The sequence below is a fragment of the Streptococcus sinensis genome (assembly GCF_000767835.1).
Lineage (GTDB): Bacteria > Bacillota > Bacilli > Lactobacillales > Streptococcaceae > Streptococcus > Streptococcus sinensis.
Map to the genome: position 1 here is coordinate 80,393 of NZ_JPEN01000055.1, position 15,366 is coordinate 95,758.

At 41.3% G+C, this 15,366-nt stretch carries 11 protein-coding genes, 1 tRNA gene and 1 pseudogene; 12 read left to right on the plus strand and 1 reads right to left on the minus strand.

Features of this window, described 5'->3' with window-relative positions; all coding sequences use genetic code 11:
• Positions 1 to 19: 19 nt before the first annotated feature.
• The 3 genes from SSIN_RS04190 to sufB are packed head-to-tail and all read left to right on the plus strand — an operon-like array spanning position 20 to position 3,106.
• The gene (locus tag SSIN_RS04190) at positions 20 to 1,252 is read left to right on the plus strand and encodes a cysteine desulfurase (RefSeq protein WP_037616143.1); all 1,233 of its coding nucleotides are present in this window, start codon (positions 20 to 22) and stop codon (positions 1,250 to 1,252) included.
• The gene (sufU, locus tag SSIN_RS04195) at positions 1,239 to 1,676 is read left to right on the plus strand and encodes a Fe-S cluster assembly sulfur transfer protein SufU (protein WP_037616145.1); all 438 of its coding nucleotides are present in this window, start codon (positions 1,239 to 1,241) and stop codon (positions 1,674 to 1,676) included. The genes SSIN_RS04190 and sufU overlap by 14 nt, the downstream gene beginning before the upstream one ends.
• 17 nt (positions 1,677 to 1,693) lie before the next feature.
• Positions 1,694 to 3,106, plus strand: a complete 1,413-nt coding sequence (gene sufB, locus SSIN_RS04200) for a Fe-S cluster assembly protein SufB (protein ID WP_037616147.1) — start codon at positions 1,694 to 1,696, stop codon at positions 3,104 to 3,106.
• A gap of 135 nt (positions 3,107 to 3,241) precedes the next feature.
• Here sufB and SSIN_RS04205 read toward each other — a convergent pair.
• Positions 3,242 to 4,504 (minus strand): annotated as a pseudogene (locus tag SSIN_RS04205) (D-alanyl-D-alanine carboxypeptidase).
• A gap of 279 nt (positions 4,505 to 4,783) precedes the next feature.
• Between SSIN_RS04205 and SSIN_RS04210 the strand changes: the two are divergent.
• The 9 genes from SSIN_RS04210 (at position 4,784) to SSIN_RS04250 (ending at position 15,238) form a co-directional block, all read left to right on the plus strand.
• Positions 4,784 to 6,742 carry a peptide ABC transporter substrate-binding protein gene (locus SSIN_RS04210; RefSeq protein WP_037616149.1) on the plus strand — a complete coding sequence of 653 codons (1,959 nt, stop codon included), beginning with the start codon at positions 4,784 to 4,786 and terminating at the stop codon, positions 6,740 to 6,742.
• Positions 6,743 to 6,915: 173 nt separating this feature from the next.
• Entirely contained in the window at positions 6,916 to 8,892 is a 1,977-nt protein-coding gene (locus SSIN_RS04215) for a peptide ABC transporter substrate-binding protein (protein ID WP_037616151.1), read from the plus strand.
• Between the two features lie 65 nt (positions 8,893 to 8,957).
• Complete coding sequence (locus SSIN_RS04220) at positions 8,958 to 10,454, plus strand: ABC transporter permease (RefSeq protein ID WP_037616153.1); 1,497 nt, start codon at positions 8,958 to 8,960, stop codon at positions 10,452 to 10,454.
• Positions 10,454 to 11,380, plus strand: coding sequence for an oligopeptide ABC transporter permease OppC (gene oppC, locus SSIN_RS04225; protein WP_037616155.1), 927 nt, complete (start codon positions 10,454 to 10,456; stop codon positions 11,378 to 11,380). Before SSIN_RS04220 ends, oppC begins: the two co-directional genes overlap by 1 nt.
• Before the next feature lie 8 nt (positions 11,381 to 11,388).
• On the plus strand, positions 11,389 to 12,456 hold the full coding sequence (locus SSIN_RS04230) for an ABC transporter ATP-binding protein (RefSeq protein ID WP_037616157.1): 1,068 nt from the start codon (positions 11,389 to 11,391) through the stop codon (positions 12,454 to 12,456).
• Positions 12,457 to 12,466: 10 nt separating this feature from the next.
• Complete coding sequence (locus tag SSIN_RS04235) at positions 12,467 to 13,393, plus strand: ATP-binding cassette domain-containing protein (protein ID WP_037616160.1); 927 nt, start codon at positions 12,467 to 12,469, stop codon at positions 13,391 to 13,393.
• Between the two features lie 240 nt (positions 13,394 to 13,633).
• Positions 13,634 to 14,119, plus strand: coding sequence for a hypothetical protein (locus tag SSIN_RS04240; protein WP_037616162.1), 486 nt, complete (start codon positions 13,634 to 13,636; stop codon positions 14,117 to 14,119).
• Positions 14,120 to 14,264: 145 nt separating this feature from the next.
• A tRNA-Leu gene (locus tag SSIN_RS04245) sits at positions 14,265 to 14,350 on the plus strand.
• 171 nt (positions 14,351 to 14,521) lie between these two features.
• Positions 14,522 to 15,238 carry a YebC/PmpR family DNA-binding transcriptional regulator gene (locus SSIN_RS04250; RefSeq protein WP_037616164.1) on the plus strand — a complete coding sequence of 239 codons (717 nt, stop codon included), beginning with the start codon at positions 14,522 to 14,524 and terminating at the stop codon, positions 15,236 to 15,238.
• Positions 15,239 to 15,366 lie beyond the last annotated feature (128 nt).

Consider the following 15,366-nt stretch of genomic DNA (forward strand, 5'->3'; position numbering starts at 1 on the left):
TAAGTAGATAGGAGTCTTCATGTCTGGATTTAATGCAGAAGCAATCAAGCAAGATTTTCCCATTTTGGACCAAATTGTCAATGATGAGCCTTTGGTTTATTTGGACAATGCGGCGACAACTCAGAAACCCAAGCAGGTGCTGGCGGCTATCGAAAACTACTATCTTAGAGACAATGCCAACGTCCACCGCGGTGTGCATACGCTAGCTGAACGGGCGACGGCGGCTTATGAAGCAGCCAGGGAAAGAGTTCGTTCTTTTATCAATGCAGCTTCTAGCAAAGAAATTCTCTTTACTCGGGGAACCACGACAGGACTCAATTGGGTGGCTCAGTTTGCGGCTGAAAGGCTGCAGCCTGGTGATGAAGTGCTGATTTCTATCATGGAGCACCATTCTAATGTCATTCCCTGGCAGGAAGCTTGTAGGAAGACTGGAGCCAAGTTGGTCTATGTCTATCTCAAGGACGGTGCTCTGGATATGGAAGATTTCTGTGCCAAGCTCAATGAGCGGACCAAGTTTGTCTCTCTGGCTCATGCTTCCAATGTCCTCGGTGTCATCAATCCCATCAAGGAGATTGCCCAGCTGGTTCATCAGCAAGGAGCAATTTTGGTGGTGGATGGGGCTCAATCCATTCCGCACATGAAGATTGATGTGCAGGATTTGGATGTGGACTTCTTCGCCTTTTCGGGGCATAAGATGGCCGGACCTACTGGCATAGGGGTTCTCTATGGCAAGGAAGAGCTGCTGGAGCAGATGTCGCCTGTTGAGTTCGGCGGCGAAATGATTGATTTTGTCTATGAGCAGGAAGCGACTTGGAAGGAGCTGCCTTGGAAGTTTGAGGCGGGAACGCCGAATATGGCAGGAGCAATCGGTCTTGCGGCGGCCATTGATTATTTGGAAGACTTGGGTATGGATGCCATTGCCCAGCATGAGCAGGACCTGATTGCCTACGTATTTCCTAAGTTGCAGGCTGTGGAAGGATTGACCATTTATGGCTCGCAGGATTTGGCTCAGCGTTCAGGCGTGATTGCCTTTAACCTGGATGGTCTTCATCCGCATGATGTCGCTACGGCTCTGGACTACGAAGGAGTAGCTGTTCGGGCGGGTCACCATTGTGCTCAGCCCCTGCTCACCTATCTGCAGGTGCCAGCGACTGTGCGAGCCAGCTTTTATGTCTACAATACCTATGCGGATTGCGATAAGTTGGTAGATGCTTTAGAAAAGACAAAGGAGTTTTTCAATGGCGCTTTCTAAGTTAGACAGTCTTTACAAGGCGGTTGTGACCGACCACTCGGCTAACCCTCATCATCATGGGAAGCTGGAAGATGTGGAGCAGGTAGTCCTCAATAACCCAACCTGTGGTGATGTTATCAGCCTGTCTGTCAAGTTTAATGCTGAAAACCAGATTGAGGATATTGCCTTTGTGAATTCCGGCTGTACCATTTCAACGGCTTCGGCCAGCATGATGACAGATACGGTTCTGGGCAAGACAAAAGAGCAGGCACTGGAATTAGCAGAAGTCTTTTCGCAGATGGTTCAGGGCCAAGAAGACAGTCGCCAGAAAGAATTGGGAGATGGAGCCTTTTTAGCAGGCGTTGCCAAGTTCCCGCAGCGGATTAAGTGTGCGACCTTGGGTTGGAATGCCCTCAAGCGAGCAATTGAAGAAGATAAAAAGTAAGAATGTGAAAGGAAATTATGTCAGAAGAAAGAGTAGAACCAAAACCGATTGATCTCGGTGAGTACAAGTTTGGTTTCCATGACGATGTTGAACCTGTTATCTCGACAGGAAAAGGGCTGAATGAAGCAGTTATACGTGAGCTTTCTGCAGCTAAGGATGAACCAGAATGGATGCTGGATTTCCGCCTCAAATCCTATGAGGCTTTCAAGAAGATGCCTATGCAGTCTTGGGGGCCAGATCTGTCAGAAATTAATTTTGATGACTTGATTTATTATCAAAAGGCCTCTGATAAGCCAGCTAGAAGCTGGGATGAAGTGCCTGAGAAGATTAAGGAAACCTTTGAGCGGATTGGGATTCCAGAAGCAGAGCGAGCTTACCTAGCTGGTGCAGCTGCCCAGTATGAGTCCGAAGTGGTCTACCACAATATGAAGGAAGAGTTCCAAAAGCTAGGAATCGTTTTTACAGATACCGACTCAGCTCTTAAGGAATACCCAGAGCTTTTCAAGCAGTATTTTGCTAAGCTGGTCCCTCCAACAGATAACAAGCTAGCAGCTCTCAACTCCGCTGTCTGGTCTGGTGGTACTTTCATCTATGTGCCAAAAGGTGTCAAGGTAGATGTTCCCTTGCAGACTTATTTCCGGATTAACAATGAAAATTCTGGTCAGTTTGAGCGGACTTTGATTATCGTCGATGAGGGAGCAAGTGTCCATTATGTTGAGGGATGTACAGCTCCGACTTATTCCAGCAATAGCTTGCATGCGGCAATTGTCGAAATTTTTGCCCTTGATGGTGCCTATATGCGCTACACCACTATTCAAAACTGGTCTGACAATGTCTACAATCTTGTGACTAAACGGGCGCGGGCCATGAAAGATGCGACAGTTGAGTGGATTGACGGGAACCTTGGTGCGAAAACAACTATGAAGTATCCATCTGTCTATCTGGACGGACCTGGAGCGCGCGGAACAATGTTGTCTATTGCCTTTGCCAATACCAATCAGCACCAAGATACAGGGGCTAAGATGATTCACAATGCTCCGCATACCAGCTCTTCTATCGTGTCTAAGTCTATTGCTAAGGGCGGAGGTAAAGTGGACTACCGCGGTCAAGTGACCTTTGGAAAGAATTCACAGAAATCCGTCAGCCATATTGAGTGTGATACGATTATCATGGATGATATTTCGGCATCAGATACCATTCCCTTTAATGAAATTCATAACTCTCAAGTGGCTCTGGAGCATGAGGCCAAGGTTTCTAAGATTTCAGAAGAGCAGCTTTATTATCTTATGAGTCGTGGTCTGTCTGAATCTGAAGCTACCGAAATGATTGTCATGGGCTTTGTCGAGCCATTCACCAAAGAACTGCCTATGGAATACGCTGTTGAGCTTAACCGCCTTATCAGCTATGAAATGGAAGGATCAGTTGGGTAAAAAGGTCGAGGAACCTTTTAAATCGATAGCCGGATACTCGTATTGCGAGTTAATCTTCAAAGATATTTTCTAGTTTGTGTTAAACATCCATAAACTATACAAATAACCGCGAATCATTTGATTCGCGGTTATTCTTTATAATTTTTCGTTTACGAAACGGACAAAGTCATTCCACCAGACTTTAAAAAAGATGGCTTTTTCAACTTTTTTTCCTGTTACCATCGAGATGGAGGGGGGTTATTTTCTAAATAGCCTTGTCCGATAGGCTCAGGGTCTATATAGGTCAATGTACCAATCTCAGTGCCCTTTTTCATAGGTGCTTGAAACTCTGGGTGTTCAGCAGAAAATTTCAGTTTTGCTTCAGCTTGGTTACCGATTCGCTCTATAATAACGAAGTCCTCGCTTGCGACGGCAACTTCAGTATTCTGCTTTCCATCCTTTATGTTTACTTGGGAACTCTTATAAGCTTCTCCCTTTTGCACAAGCACGGTTTGGACGAAATTTTGAGAGACGTAACTCATCAGGCTGGAAGTAAGGCTGAATCGTATATAGGGATCATTGGCTTCCTGTTCAATCCCTAAAACAACTGTAATGAGTCGAACCCCTTTTTCTGTAGTGGTAGCTACAAATGAAGCCCCACCCTTTTTAGAACCTCCTGTTTTTAACCCATCTACTCCAGAGCGAAAACTAGGCAGCCCTTCAAGCATAAGATTATAATTTCCTAGCTCGATTCCTGCAAAATTTCCCTTAGGTTTAGAGGTGATATCAATAATTTGAGGGTAGTCTTTTAGTAGGTGATAGGTAACCACAGCAAGTGCATAAGCGCTGAATTTATTTTCGGTGTCTTTGTCTTTTTTGTCTTTGGATTTTTTTTCACTTGTTTCGGTTGATTCAGCGGATTCAGTTGAATCTTCTGTGTTATTTTCATCAATTGTTCCGTCCAGCAATCGGGTATCGGTGCCTGTCGCATTTAAAATGGTAGCATCGGTGATCTTCCATTCTTTTAGTTTGTCTTTCATCATTTTGACAAAGTTTTCTTCACTTCCAGCAACTTTTTCTGCTAAAGCGATTGTAGCACTGTTGGCACTGACTAGTAGGGATGCTTCCAGCAATTCCTCGACTGTGTAGCGGCGGGCCTCAAGAGGTAGGGTCGTAATATAGGGATTTNTCAAGGCTCAATTTCCCTTCTGAAATCGCTTCGTAAACTAAATAAGCTGTCAAAAGGTGAGTAATTGATCCGACTTCGATTGGAGTTGTCGAGTTTTTTTCGTATAATATTTTTCCAGAGGAAGCATCGACAGCGATGGCACTCTTAGCAGCGAGGTCATATTCATCTGCTTTTACAGTTGCTGCTCCCATACCAATGATTAGGAATAAAATCAATAATAATTTTTTCATTTCTTTCCCCTAACGTAAGATTAATTCCATTGTATCATAAAAAATGCTCTTGTATGAGAAATGATTTTTAAAAAGATTGCGACGATTTATTATTTATGAAACAAATCGTATTTTTATAAAAGAAGACGAGAAATTCAAATTTTTTTCTAACAATCTCTTGATTTCAACTCTAAAAAGGCTTGATAGGAAAAATAAATTTGCTAATTCCCTAGATTACTCTTTGTTTTTGGTTGAAAATAATGTATAATAATACAAAATACTTGAGAAGGAGATTTGCTCATGAAAAAATCTAAATGGTTGGCAATCACTGGCCTAGTTGCTGCATCAGCGCTCTTTTTAGGAGCCTGTGGTAATTCTGGTGCCAGCTCAGCAAAGACATATTCCTATGTCTATAGTACAGATCCAGATACATTGGACTATGTGAACTCCAATCGTGCTTCTACATCTGATATTATTGCCAATTTGGTAGACGGTCTTTTAGAAAACGATCAGTATGGGAATATCGTACCATCGTTGGCTGAGGACTGGACTGTGTCTAAAGACGGCTTGACTTATACTTATAAGTTGCGTAAGGATGCTAAATGGTACACAGCAGATGGTGAAGAATACGCTGATGTCAAAGCTCAGGACTTTGTAACGGGGCTCAAGCACGCTGCAGATGAGAAATCAGAAGCATTGCCAATTGTGCAAACTTCCATCAAGGGCTTAGACGCTTATATCAAAGGGGAAAATAATGACTTCTCTACTGTAGGTGTCAAAGCAATCGATGATCATACCGTAGAATATACCTTGAACCAGCCAGAAAGCTACTGGAATTCTAAGACGACGATGGGGATTCTCTTCCCAATCAACGAAGACTTCCTCAATAAAGAAGGCAAAGACTTTGGTACGGTGCGTCCTTCAGGTATCCTCTACAATGGCCCATATATCTTAAAGGCTTACACTTCCAAGTCTGTTATTGAATATTCTAAAAACCAAAACTATTGGGATAAGGATAACGTGAAGATCGAAGATGTCAAGCTGACTTACTATGATGGTTCTGACCAAGAATCATTGGTGCGCAACTTCACAGACGGTGCCTATACTCAGGCTCGCCTCTATCCAACCAGCTCCAATTATGCCTCAGTAGAAAAGAAATATAAAGACAATATCATCTTTTCTCCACAAAATTCAACTAGCTATTTCTATAGCTTTAACCTAAATCGTCAGGCATATAACCACACTTCTAAGACAGATGCACAAAAAGCTGCCAGCAAAGAAGCGATTCAAAACAAAGATTTCCGTCAGGCAATCAATTTTGCTTTTGACCGTACATCATTTGGCGCACAGATGAATGGAAATGACGGTGCAACTAAGATTATCAGAACACTGCTAGTGCCTCCTGGTTTTGTGCAAGTGGATGGCAAGGACTTCTCAGATGTCGTTGAAGCACAGCTGACTTCTTACGGTGATGAATGGAAAGGGGTCAAACTAGCTGATGGGCAGGATAGTATTTACAATCCAGACAAGGCTAAGGCAGAATTTGCTAAAGCTAAGGAAACCTTGCAAGCCCAAGGAGTTGAATTCCCAATTCACCTAGATGTACCAGTCGACCAGACAGATAAAATCATGGTGCAGCGGACCAATTCCTTCAAACAATCTGTCGAAGCATCTCTTGGCCAAGAAAATGTTGTGATCGATGTGCACCAGATGTCAACAGATGATTTTGATAACTCAACTTATTTCGCTGAAACAGCTGCTCAAAAAGACTACGATCTAAACATGTCTGGCTGGTCAGCAGATTACCAAGATCCATCTACTTATCTCAATATCTTTAACCCAGAAACAGGGGATATCTTGGATAATATTGGTCTGACAAAAGGTCAAAGTCAAGATATTGCTTCTAAAGTTGGCTTGAATGAGTACAAGACCCTTTTGGATCAAGCGGATGCAGAAAAGCAAGATACCAATGCTCGTTACACCAAATATGCAGCTGCTCAAGCTTGGTTGACCGACAGCTCAGTTGTGATTCCATCCATCTCTGGCGGTGGTTCTCCAATGGTTCAAAAAGTTGTGCCGTTTACTAAAGCTTACTCTTATGTAGGTATTAAAGGGGATATCTATGTATTTAAGGGAATGGAGCTTCAAGATAAGATCTTGACGGTAACAGATTATCAAAAAGCTTTGGAAAAATGGGAAAAAGAAAAAGAAGAATCTAATCTTAAAGCCCAAAAAGAATTAGAAAACCATGTGAAATAAAGCCTCCAGAATCTCATCATTCGCAATGCAATGATGAGGTTCTTTTTGTGGCAATAGAGAAAGTGAACTCAACGCATTTGGCATGAATGTTCAGAAAATTAAGTTTACTTTTGAATTTAGATATGATATAATCTTAAATAAATCTAAAAAACACTCACTAAAGGAGAGCGATTATGCGTAAAAGTAGAGTTCTGGCATTAGCTGGAGTAAGTCTTCTTGCAGTAGGAGTCTTGGCTGCTTGTTCAAGTTCAAATTCATCAAAAGGTGCATCAACTGCCTATAACTATGTATATACTGCGGACCCAGAAACACTGGATTATGTGACATCTGGTAAAGCATCTACAGCTGACTTCGTGACAAATGGCGTGGACGGTCTGCTAGAAAATGACCAGTATGGAAACTTTGTTCCTTCTGTTGCTGAATCATGGACTGTGTCTAAAGATGGCTTGACTTATACTTATAAAATCCGTAAAGATGCTAAATGGTATACTTCAGAAGGAGAAGAATACGCAAATGTGACAGCTCAGGACTTTGTGACTGGTTTGAAACACGCTGCTGATAAGAAATCTGAAGCTCTTTATCTCGTTCAACAATCTGTAAAAGGTTTGGATGACTATGTGAATGGCAAAACAACGGACTTCTCTACTGTTGGAGTCAAAGCAGTTGACGATCATACCCTTCAATATACTCTTAATCAACCTGAACCACAGTGGAATTCAAAAACAACGTCACAAATCATGTGGCCAATTAATGAAGAATTCCTGACAAAACAAGGTGATAAATTTGGTCAATCAACTGACCCAACTTCTATTCTCTATAACGGACCATTCTTGATGAAGTCTGTCACGGCTAAGTCAGCAGTTGAGTACCAAAAGAACGAAAACTACTGGGATAAGGAAAATGTCCATATCGATACCATCAAATTGTCTTATTTTGATGGACAGGACCAAGATTCTTTAGCTCGCAGTTTCAAAGACAGTGTCTATACAGTAGCACGTCTCTATCCGACCAGCTCAAACTATGCAGGTGTGGAAAAAGAATTCAAAGACAATATCTTCTTCACGCCACCAAGTGCTGGTGTAGCAGTTATGGGTGTCAATATTGACCGTCAAAGCTACAACCATACTAGCAAGACATCAGATGCGCAGAAAGCTGCTACCAAGAAAGCTATCCTCAATAAAGACTTCCGTCAAGCCTTGAACTTTGCCATCGACCGTACATCATACTCAGCACAAATCAATGGTGAAGAGGGTGCTCCTTATGCCGTCCGCAATACTTATGTACCACCTACATTTGTCCAAGTCGGAGAAAAATCCTTTGGTGATGTTGTTGAAGAAAAAGTTGCAGCCTTGGGGGATGAGTGGAAAGGTGTTAACTTAGACGACGGCCAAGATGGTCTCTTTAATGCTGAGAAGGCAAAAGCAGAGTTTGCAAAAGCAAAAGCTGCCCTGCAAGCAGAGGGAGTAGAATTCCCAATCCATCTGGATCTTCCAGTGGCTCAGACTTCTAAACCAATGGTTAACCGTGCGCAGTCACTCAAACAATCTGTTGAAAAGACTTTGGGAGCTGAGAATGTTGTTGTAGATATTCAACAAATGTCAGAAGATGATCTCTATAACATTACTTACTACGCGCCAAATGCTGCTGGCGAAGACTGGGATATCTCAACGGCAGTTGGTTGGAATCCTGACTATCAAGATCCATCAACTTATTTGGACATTTTGAAAACTACAGCAGCTGAAACGACAAAGACCTACCTTGGTTTTGAAGGAGCTGACAATGCGGCAGCTAAACAAGTCGGTATGGAAGAATTTGACCGCTTGGTGGATGAAGCCGGCAAAGAAACATCAGATGTTGCAACTCGCTACGAAAAATATGCAGCAGCTCAAGCATGGCTGACAGATAATTCTCTGGTTGTTCCGTTGATGGCAAATCCTGGAGCAGCACCATTCCTATCACGTGTTGAGCCATTCTCTGGTGCCTATGCGCAAACTGGTAACAAGACGTCTTCCACATACTTTAAGTATATGAAACTGAAGTCAGATGCTGTTACTAAGAAAGACTATGATTCAGCTCGTGAAAAATGGCTGAAAGAAAAAGAAGAGTCAAATGCGAAAGCACAAAAAGATCTCGAAAGTCATGTAGAATAAATCGTTCACTAGAACTTTCTCTGATAGCGAGAGAAAGTTCTTTTGAAATTTAAAGGAAACGATAAATGAAAAAATACATTTTAATGCGTATTTTACGCTCAATCGTGTCGATTTTCTTGGTAACGACCCTGACCTATACCATCATCTATACCATGGTTCCAAGAAGGTTGATTTTTAGACAAGACCCCAATTATAACAAGATAGCTACCACGAAAGATAAGAAGGCAAACTATGAAAATACCATCTTTGAACGCATGGGCTATGTTGATTATTACGATACTAAGGAATTACAAGAAAAAGCAAGTAAAGAGAATCCAGCAGTTACTACTGAAGGAACAGATGCAAACAAAAAGATTTACGAAGACTATATTGCAAAAATTGGAAATGGTTGGAAACTGTATCAATTCTCTGAAAGTAAGGAATTTTATGCAGTACGTGAAGTTCCAGTTTATGAACGCGTATTTGAATTTTATGCTAATCTGATCCAAATTGATCATCCTAATGTTGTTCAAGATAAAGACAATCCAAATCTAGAACGTTATATTCGCTTTGAAAATGACCCAGCAGTAGGCTGGTCTGTAGTTGGTTCAGGTACGAAACATAAATACCTGCTCTACTTCAACGGACAATTCCCATATATTCACCAGAATTTCATTACTTTTAATTTAGGAAATTCTTATCCTACCTATGCTAATATTCCTGTGCTTCAGGTTATCACACAAGGTCAAGGACAAACAAAATCTTCCGAGGTTCAATTTCCAACAGGTAAGAAAACTTCATCCGTTAATATCTATTCTCGGACGTATAAAACACCGAGCAAAGCGGATTCACAAGATATTGCGAAATACGGTGAAGGTGATGCCTATACAGCGACTCAAAGTAACTATCAAAATCCATCAATGATTGTCAGCTCGGCGATTATCGGTCTGATTGGTGTGGCGATTTCTTATTTGATTGCTGTTCCGCTTGGTTCTTATATGGCGCGCTTGAAAAACACTTGGTTTGACAGTATATCTACTGGGGGCCTGACTTTCATGATGTCACTGCCAACCATCGCGCTTGTTTACATTGTTCGCTTAGCTGGTTCTACGGTCGGTCTTCCTGATTCCTTCCCTATTTTGGGAGCAAGCGATTGGCGCTCTTATGTTCTTCCAGCTGTTATCCTTGGTCTTTTGAGTGCACCATGGACTGCGGTCTGGATCCGTCGCTATATGATTGACTTGCAGTCTCAAGACTTTGTTCGTTTTGCGCGTGCCAAAGGTCTTTCTGAAAAAGAAATTTCTAACAAACATATTTTCAAAAATGCTATGGTACCATTGGTATCTAGTATTCCAGCTTCTATCGTTGGTGTCATTGCAGGTGCTACCCTGACGGAAACAGTCTTTGCCTTTCCTGGTATGGGGAAAATGTTGATTGACTCCGTTAAAGCATCTAATAACTCCATGGTAGTTGGTCTCGTATTTATTTTTACATGTCTTTCAATCTTTGCCCTCTTATTAGGTGATATCTTGATGACAGTACTTGACCCACGTATTAAATTAACATCTAAAGGAGGTAAATAATGGCTACAATTGATAAAAGTAAATTCCAATTTGTCAAACGTGACGATTTTGCCTCTGAAACGATTGATGCACCGGCTTATTCATATTGGCGCTCAGTTATGCGTCAATTCCTTAAGAAGAAATCAACGATTGTGATGCTAGGCATTCTGATAGCCATTGTTCTGATGAGTTTCATTTATCCAATGTTTTCAGATTTCGATTTCAATGATGTGAGCAAGGTAAATGACTTTAGCATGCGTTATATCAAGCCCAGCGGGGAGTACTGGTTCGGTACAGACAGCAATGGTAAATCTTTGTTTGACGGAGTTTGGTTTGGTGCGCGGAATTCCATCCTGATTTCTATTATCGCAACAGTTATCAATTTAATTATCGGAATTATCGTCGGTGCTATCTGGGGAATTTCCAAAGCAGTTGACCGTGTCATGATGGAAGTCTACAATATCATTTCAAATATTCCAGCTCTCCTGATTGTTATCGTCCTGACCTACTCAATTGGTGCCGGTTTCTGGAACTTAATCTTCGCTATGACTATCACTGGTTGGGTAGGGATTGCTTATACAATTCGTATTCAGATTATGCGTTACCGTGATTTGGAGTACAATTTGGCTTCCCGGACTTTGGGAACACCAACTCTTAAAATTGTTACCAAGAATATCATGCCACAGTTGGTGTCTGTTATCGTGACCACGACTTCTCAAATGCTTCCAAGCTTTATCTCTTACGAAGCCTTCTTGTCTTTCTTTGGACTGGGACTTCCTGTAACAGTACCAAGTTTGGGACGCTTGATTTCTGACTATTCACAAAACGTAACCACCAATGCTTACCTTTTCTGGATTCCATTGACAACATTGATTTTGGTATCCCTGACCTTCTTCGTAGTTGGTCAAAACTTAGCCGACGCAAGTGATCCACGGACACATAGATAGGAGTAGACATGACAAAAAATAAAAATGTAATATTGACTGCTCGCGATATTGTCGTGGAATTTGACGTTCGTGACAGAGTATTGACAGCCATTCGAGGCGTTTCCCTTGATTTGGTTGAAGGGGAAGTTCTTGCCCTAGTTGGTGAATCTGGCTCAGGTAAATCTGTTTTGACAAAAACATTTACTGGAATGTTAGAAGAAAACGGCCGTGTAGCACAAGGAACCATTGATTATAGAGGAACCGATTTAACGTCCCTAAAGAGCAATAAAGATTGGGAATCCATCCGTGGTGCTAAAATCGCGACTATTTTCCAAGATCCTATGACTAGTTTGGATCCGATCAATACAATCGGAAGTCAGATCACAGAAGTCATCGTCAAACACCAAGGAAAAACAAGTAAAGAAGCCAAAGAAATGGCTATCGACTACATGACGAAAGTTGGGATTCCGGATGCTGAAAAACGTTTTGAAGAATATCCGTTTCAATATTCTGGCGGGATGCGTCAACGGATTGTTATCGCTATCGCTTTAGCTTGCCGTCCAGATATTCTAATCTGTGATGAGCCTACAACGGCTCTGGACGTGACTATTCAAGCGCAGATCATTGACCTGCTAAAATCACTTCAGCAAGAGTATCATTTTACAACCATCTTTATCACTCACGACCTTGGTGTTGTGGCAAGTATTGCAGATAAAGTTGCGGTTATGTATGCTGGGGAAATCGTTGAGTACGGAATGGTCGAAGAAGTCTTCTATGATCCAAAACATCCTTACACATGGAGCCTGCTCTCAAGCTTACCACAATTAGCTTCAGCAGATGGGGAACTTTATTCCATTCCAGGTACCCCTCCATCTCTTTATTCAACCATTAAAGGTGATGCATTTGCCTTGCGTTCTGATTATGCAATGGAGATTGATTTTGAGGAACAGGCACCTGCGTTCAAAGTATCAGAGACCCACTGGGCCAAGACTTGGCTCTTGCATGAGAATGCACCAAAAGTTGAAAAACCAGAAGTTATCAATAACTTGCATGATAAAATTCGTTCAAAAATGGGCTTCAATCACTTAGAAGCTTAGGAGGAAGGAAATGACTGAAAAATTAGTTGAAATTAAAGATTTAGAAATTTCCTTCGGAGAAGGAAGTAAGAAATTTGTCGCAGTAAAAAATGCAAATTTCTTTATTAACAAGGGAGAAACTTTTTCGCTGGTAGGAGAATCTGGTTCTGGTAAGACAACGATTGGTCGTGCGATTATCGGCTTGAATGATACAAGTGCTGGGGATATTTACTATGAAGGTAAAAAAATCAATGGAAAGAAATCTAAATCAGAAGAAGCAGAACTGATTCGTAAGATTCAGATGATTTTCCAAGACCCAGCTGCTAGTTTGAATGAACGCGCAACTGTTGACTATATCATTTCAGAAGGTCTTTACAATTATCATTTGTTTGAGAATGAAGAAGAACGCCAAAAGAAAGTTAAAGAAATCATTAATGAAGTGGGACTTTTAGCGGAGCATTTGACACGCTATCCCCACGAATTTTCTGGTGGTCAGCGTCAACGGATTGGTATTGCCCGCGCCTTGGTTATGCAACCTGATTTCGTGATTGCAGACGAGCCGATTTCCGCTCTGGATGTTTCTGTACGGGCGCAAGTCTTGAACCTTTTGAAAAAATTCCAAAAAGAACTTGGCTTGACCTATCTATTTATCGCTCACGACTTATCAGTGGTTCGCTTTATTTCAGATAGGATTGCTGTAATCTACAAAGGTGTTATCGTTGAGGTTGCAGAAACAGAAGAACTGTTCAACAATCCAATCCATCCTTATACTCAATCGCTTTTGTCTGCCGTTCCGATTCCAGATCCAATTTTGGAACGTAAAAAGGTATTGAAAGTTTACGATCCAGATCAGCATGATTACTCGGTAGATGCGCCTCAGATGGTTGAGATTCGCCCAGGTCATTATGTATGGGCAAATAAGGCCGAAGCTGAAAAATATAAGAGAGAGTTTAAATAAATCTTTTAACCCACTAAAACCCGTTAGGAAAGACTCCCTGACGGGTTTGTTATTTTTCTAGCTTGCCTTTTAATAATGCAATCTGTCAGATTAGCAGGCTCACATCAGTCCCTTTGATGTCAGAAAGAGAGGATGGCATGACATAAAGAGGATAAAAAGTAGCATTTCAAAATAAGTTCAAGCATTCTCCTAAAATTTGCTATAAACTAGAGTCAACAAAATATAATTTTAGGAGGAGCTATGAAATTTAAAAGTAGCTATGAGAAAGTAAAGTGGATTGTTCGCAAGTGCCAAAAAGAATATTACCTTCATCTCTGGGAATCCAGCGACTGGGAGCAAGAAGGAATGCTGGTCTTGTATGAGTTGCAACTGAGCCAAGAAGGAATTGAGCATGATGAAGAAAAACTTTATCGCTATTTCAAAACTAAATTTCGAAATCATATCCATGATCTTATCCGCAAACAAGAGAGTCAAAAACGCAAACTTGACAAACAGAGTTATGAGGAAGTCAGTGAGATTGGCCATAAACTGAAGGCACGTGAAATGTTCCTGGATGAACTAGTCGCTTTCAGAGAATTAATAGCAGGATTTAAGGCAGGACTAGATCCGTTAGGTTTAAACAATTATCAACGATTAATAGGAAATGAACGCTTTCAAGGAAGAAAAGCTATGCTTCGAGATTTAAAAGAGCATTTGAAAGAGTTCAGAAACAATGCGATTCTCTAGCTCTGTCCAGAGTTAGAGAAGTTATTTTCTAGTTAAACCATTCAAAAATATCAAAAACCCAAGAAAAGATAAAGATTTTTGAAAAATTAAGAAAATTTTCTTGACAAGGGAGAGTCATCCTGTTATACTAGTAAGGTACTCAATCGCGGGGATGGCGGAATTGGCAGACGCGCAGGACTAAGGATCCTGTGACCGCTTTAGGTCGTGAGGGTTCAAGTCCCTCTCTCCGCATCAGATTAGCTGGCTTCGGCTGGCTTTTTGTTTGCTAAAGATTCTACCGGGATAAAAATGTACGATTAAGGATTTTTAACTATAAATTATCTTCCGTTTAGTGAAATTCAATCCGACTTATGTTATAATATGAAAGATTAAAAATGTAATTTATCAAAAGGAGAAACTCCAATGGGACGTAAATGGGCCAATATTGTGGCAAAGAAAACGGCCAAAGACGGTGCAAACTCAAAAGTTTATGCTAAGTTTGGCGTGGAAATCTATGTAGCAGCTAAAAAAGGCGATCCAGATCCCGAGTCAAATACTGCCCTGAAATTTGTTATTGACCGGGCTAAACAAGCGCAAGTACCAAAGCATGTTATTGACAAGGCTATTGATAAGGCGAAAGGAAACACTGACGAAACCTTTACTGAAGGCCGTTACGAAGGCTTTGGACCAAATGGTTCCATGTTGATTGTTGATACTCTAACTTCCAATGTCAATCGGACTGCAGCCAATGTCCGTGCTGCTTTTGGTAAAAATGGCGGCAATATGGGAGCTAGTGGTTCAGTAGCTTATCTTTTTGACAACAAGGGCGTGATTGTCTTTGCTGGTGATGATGCTGACAGCGTCTTTGAACAGCTGCTAGAAGCAGATGTAGATGTAGATGATGTTGAAGCAGAAGAAGGCAGTATCACTGTCTATACAGCGCCAACGGACCTTCACAAGGCTATCGTGGCTCTACGTGAGTCTGGCATCCAGGAGTTCCAAGTGACAGAGTTGGAAATGATTCCTCAGTCTGAAGTTGAGTTGACTGGTGACGATTTGGAAACTTTTGAAAAACTCTATAGCGTTTTAGAAGACGATGAAGATGTCCAAAAAATCTATACTAACGTAGATGGCTTCTAAGGCTAAACCAGAAGAATAGAACGGAAAAAGGTTCAGTCCGATAATAGTTCGGCTGAGTCTTTTTATTTGGCTCTTTTCTACCATTTGTCAAGTCTGTCAAGGCTTTAAGTGAAAAATGAGATAAGACA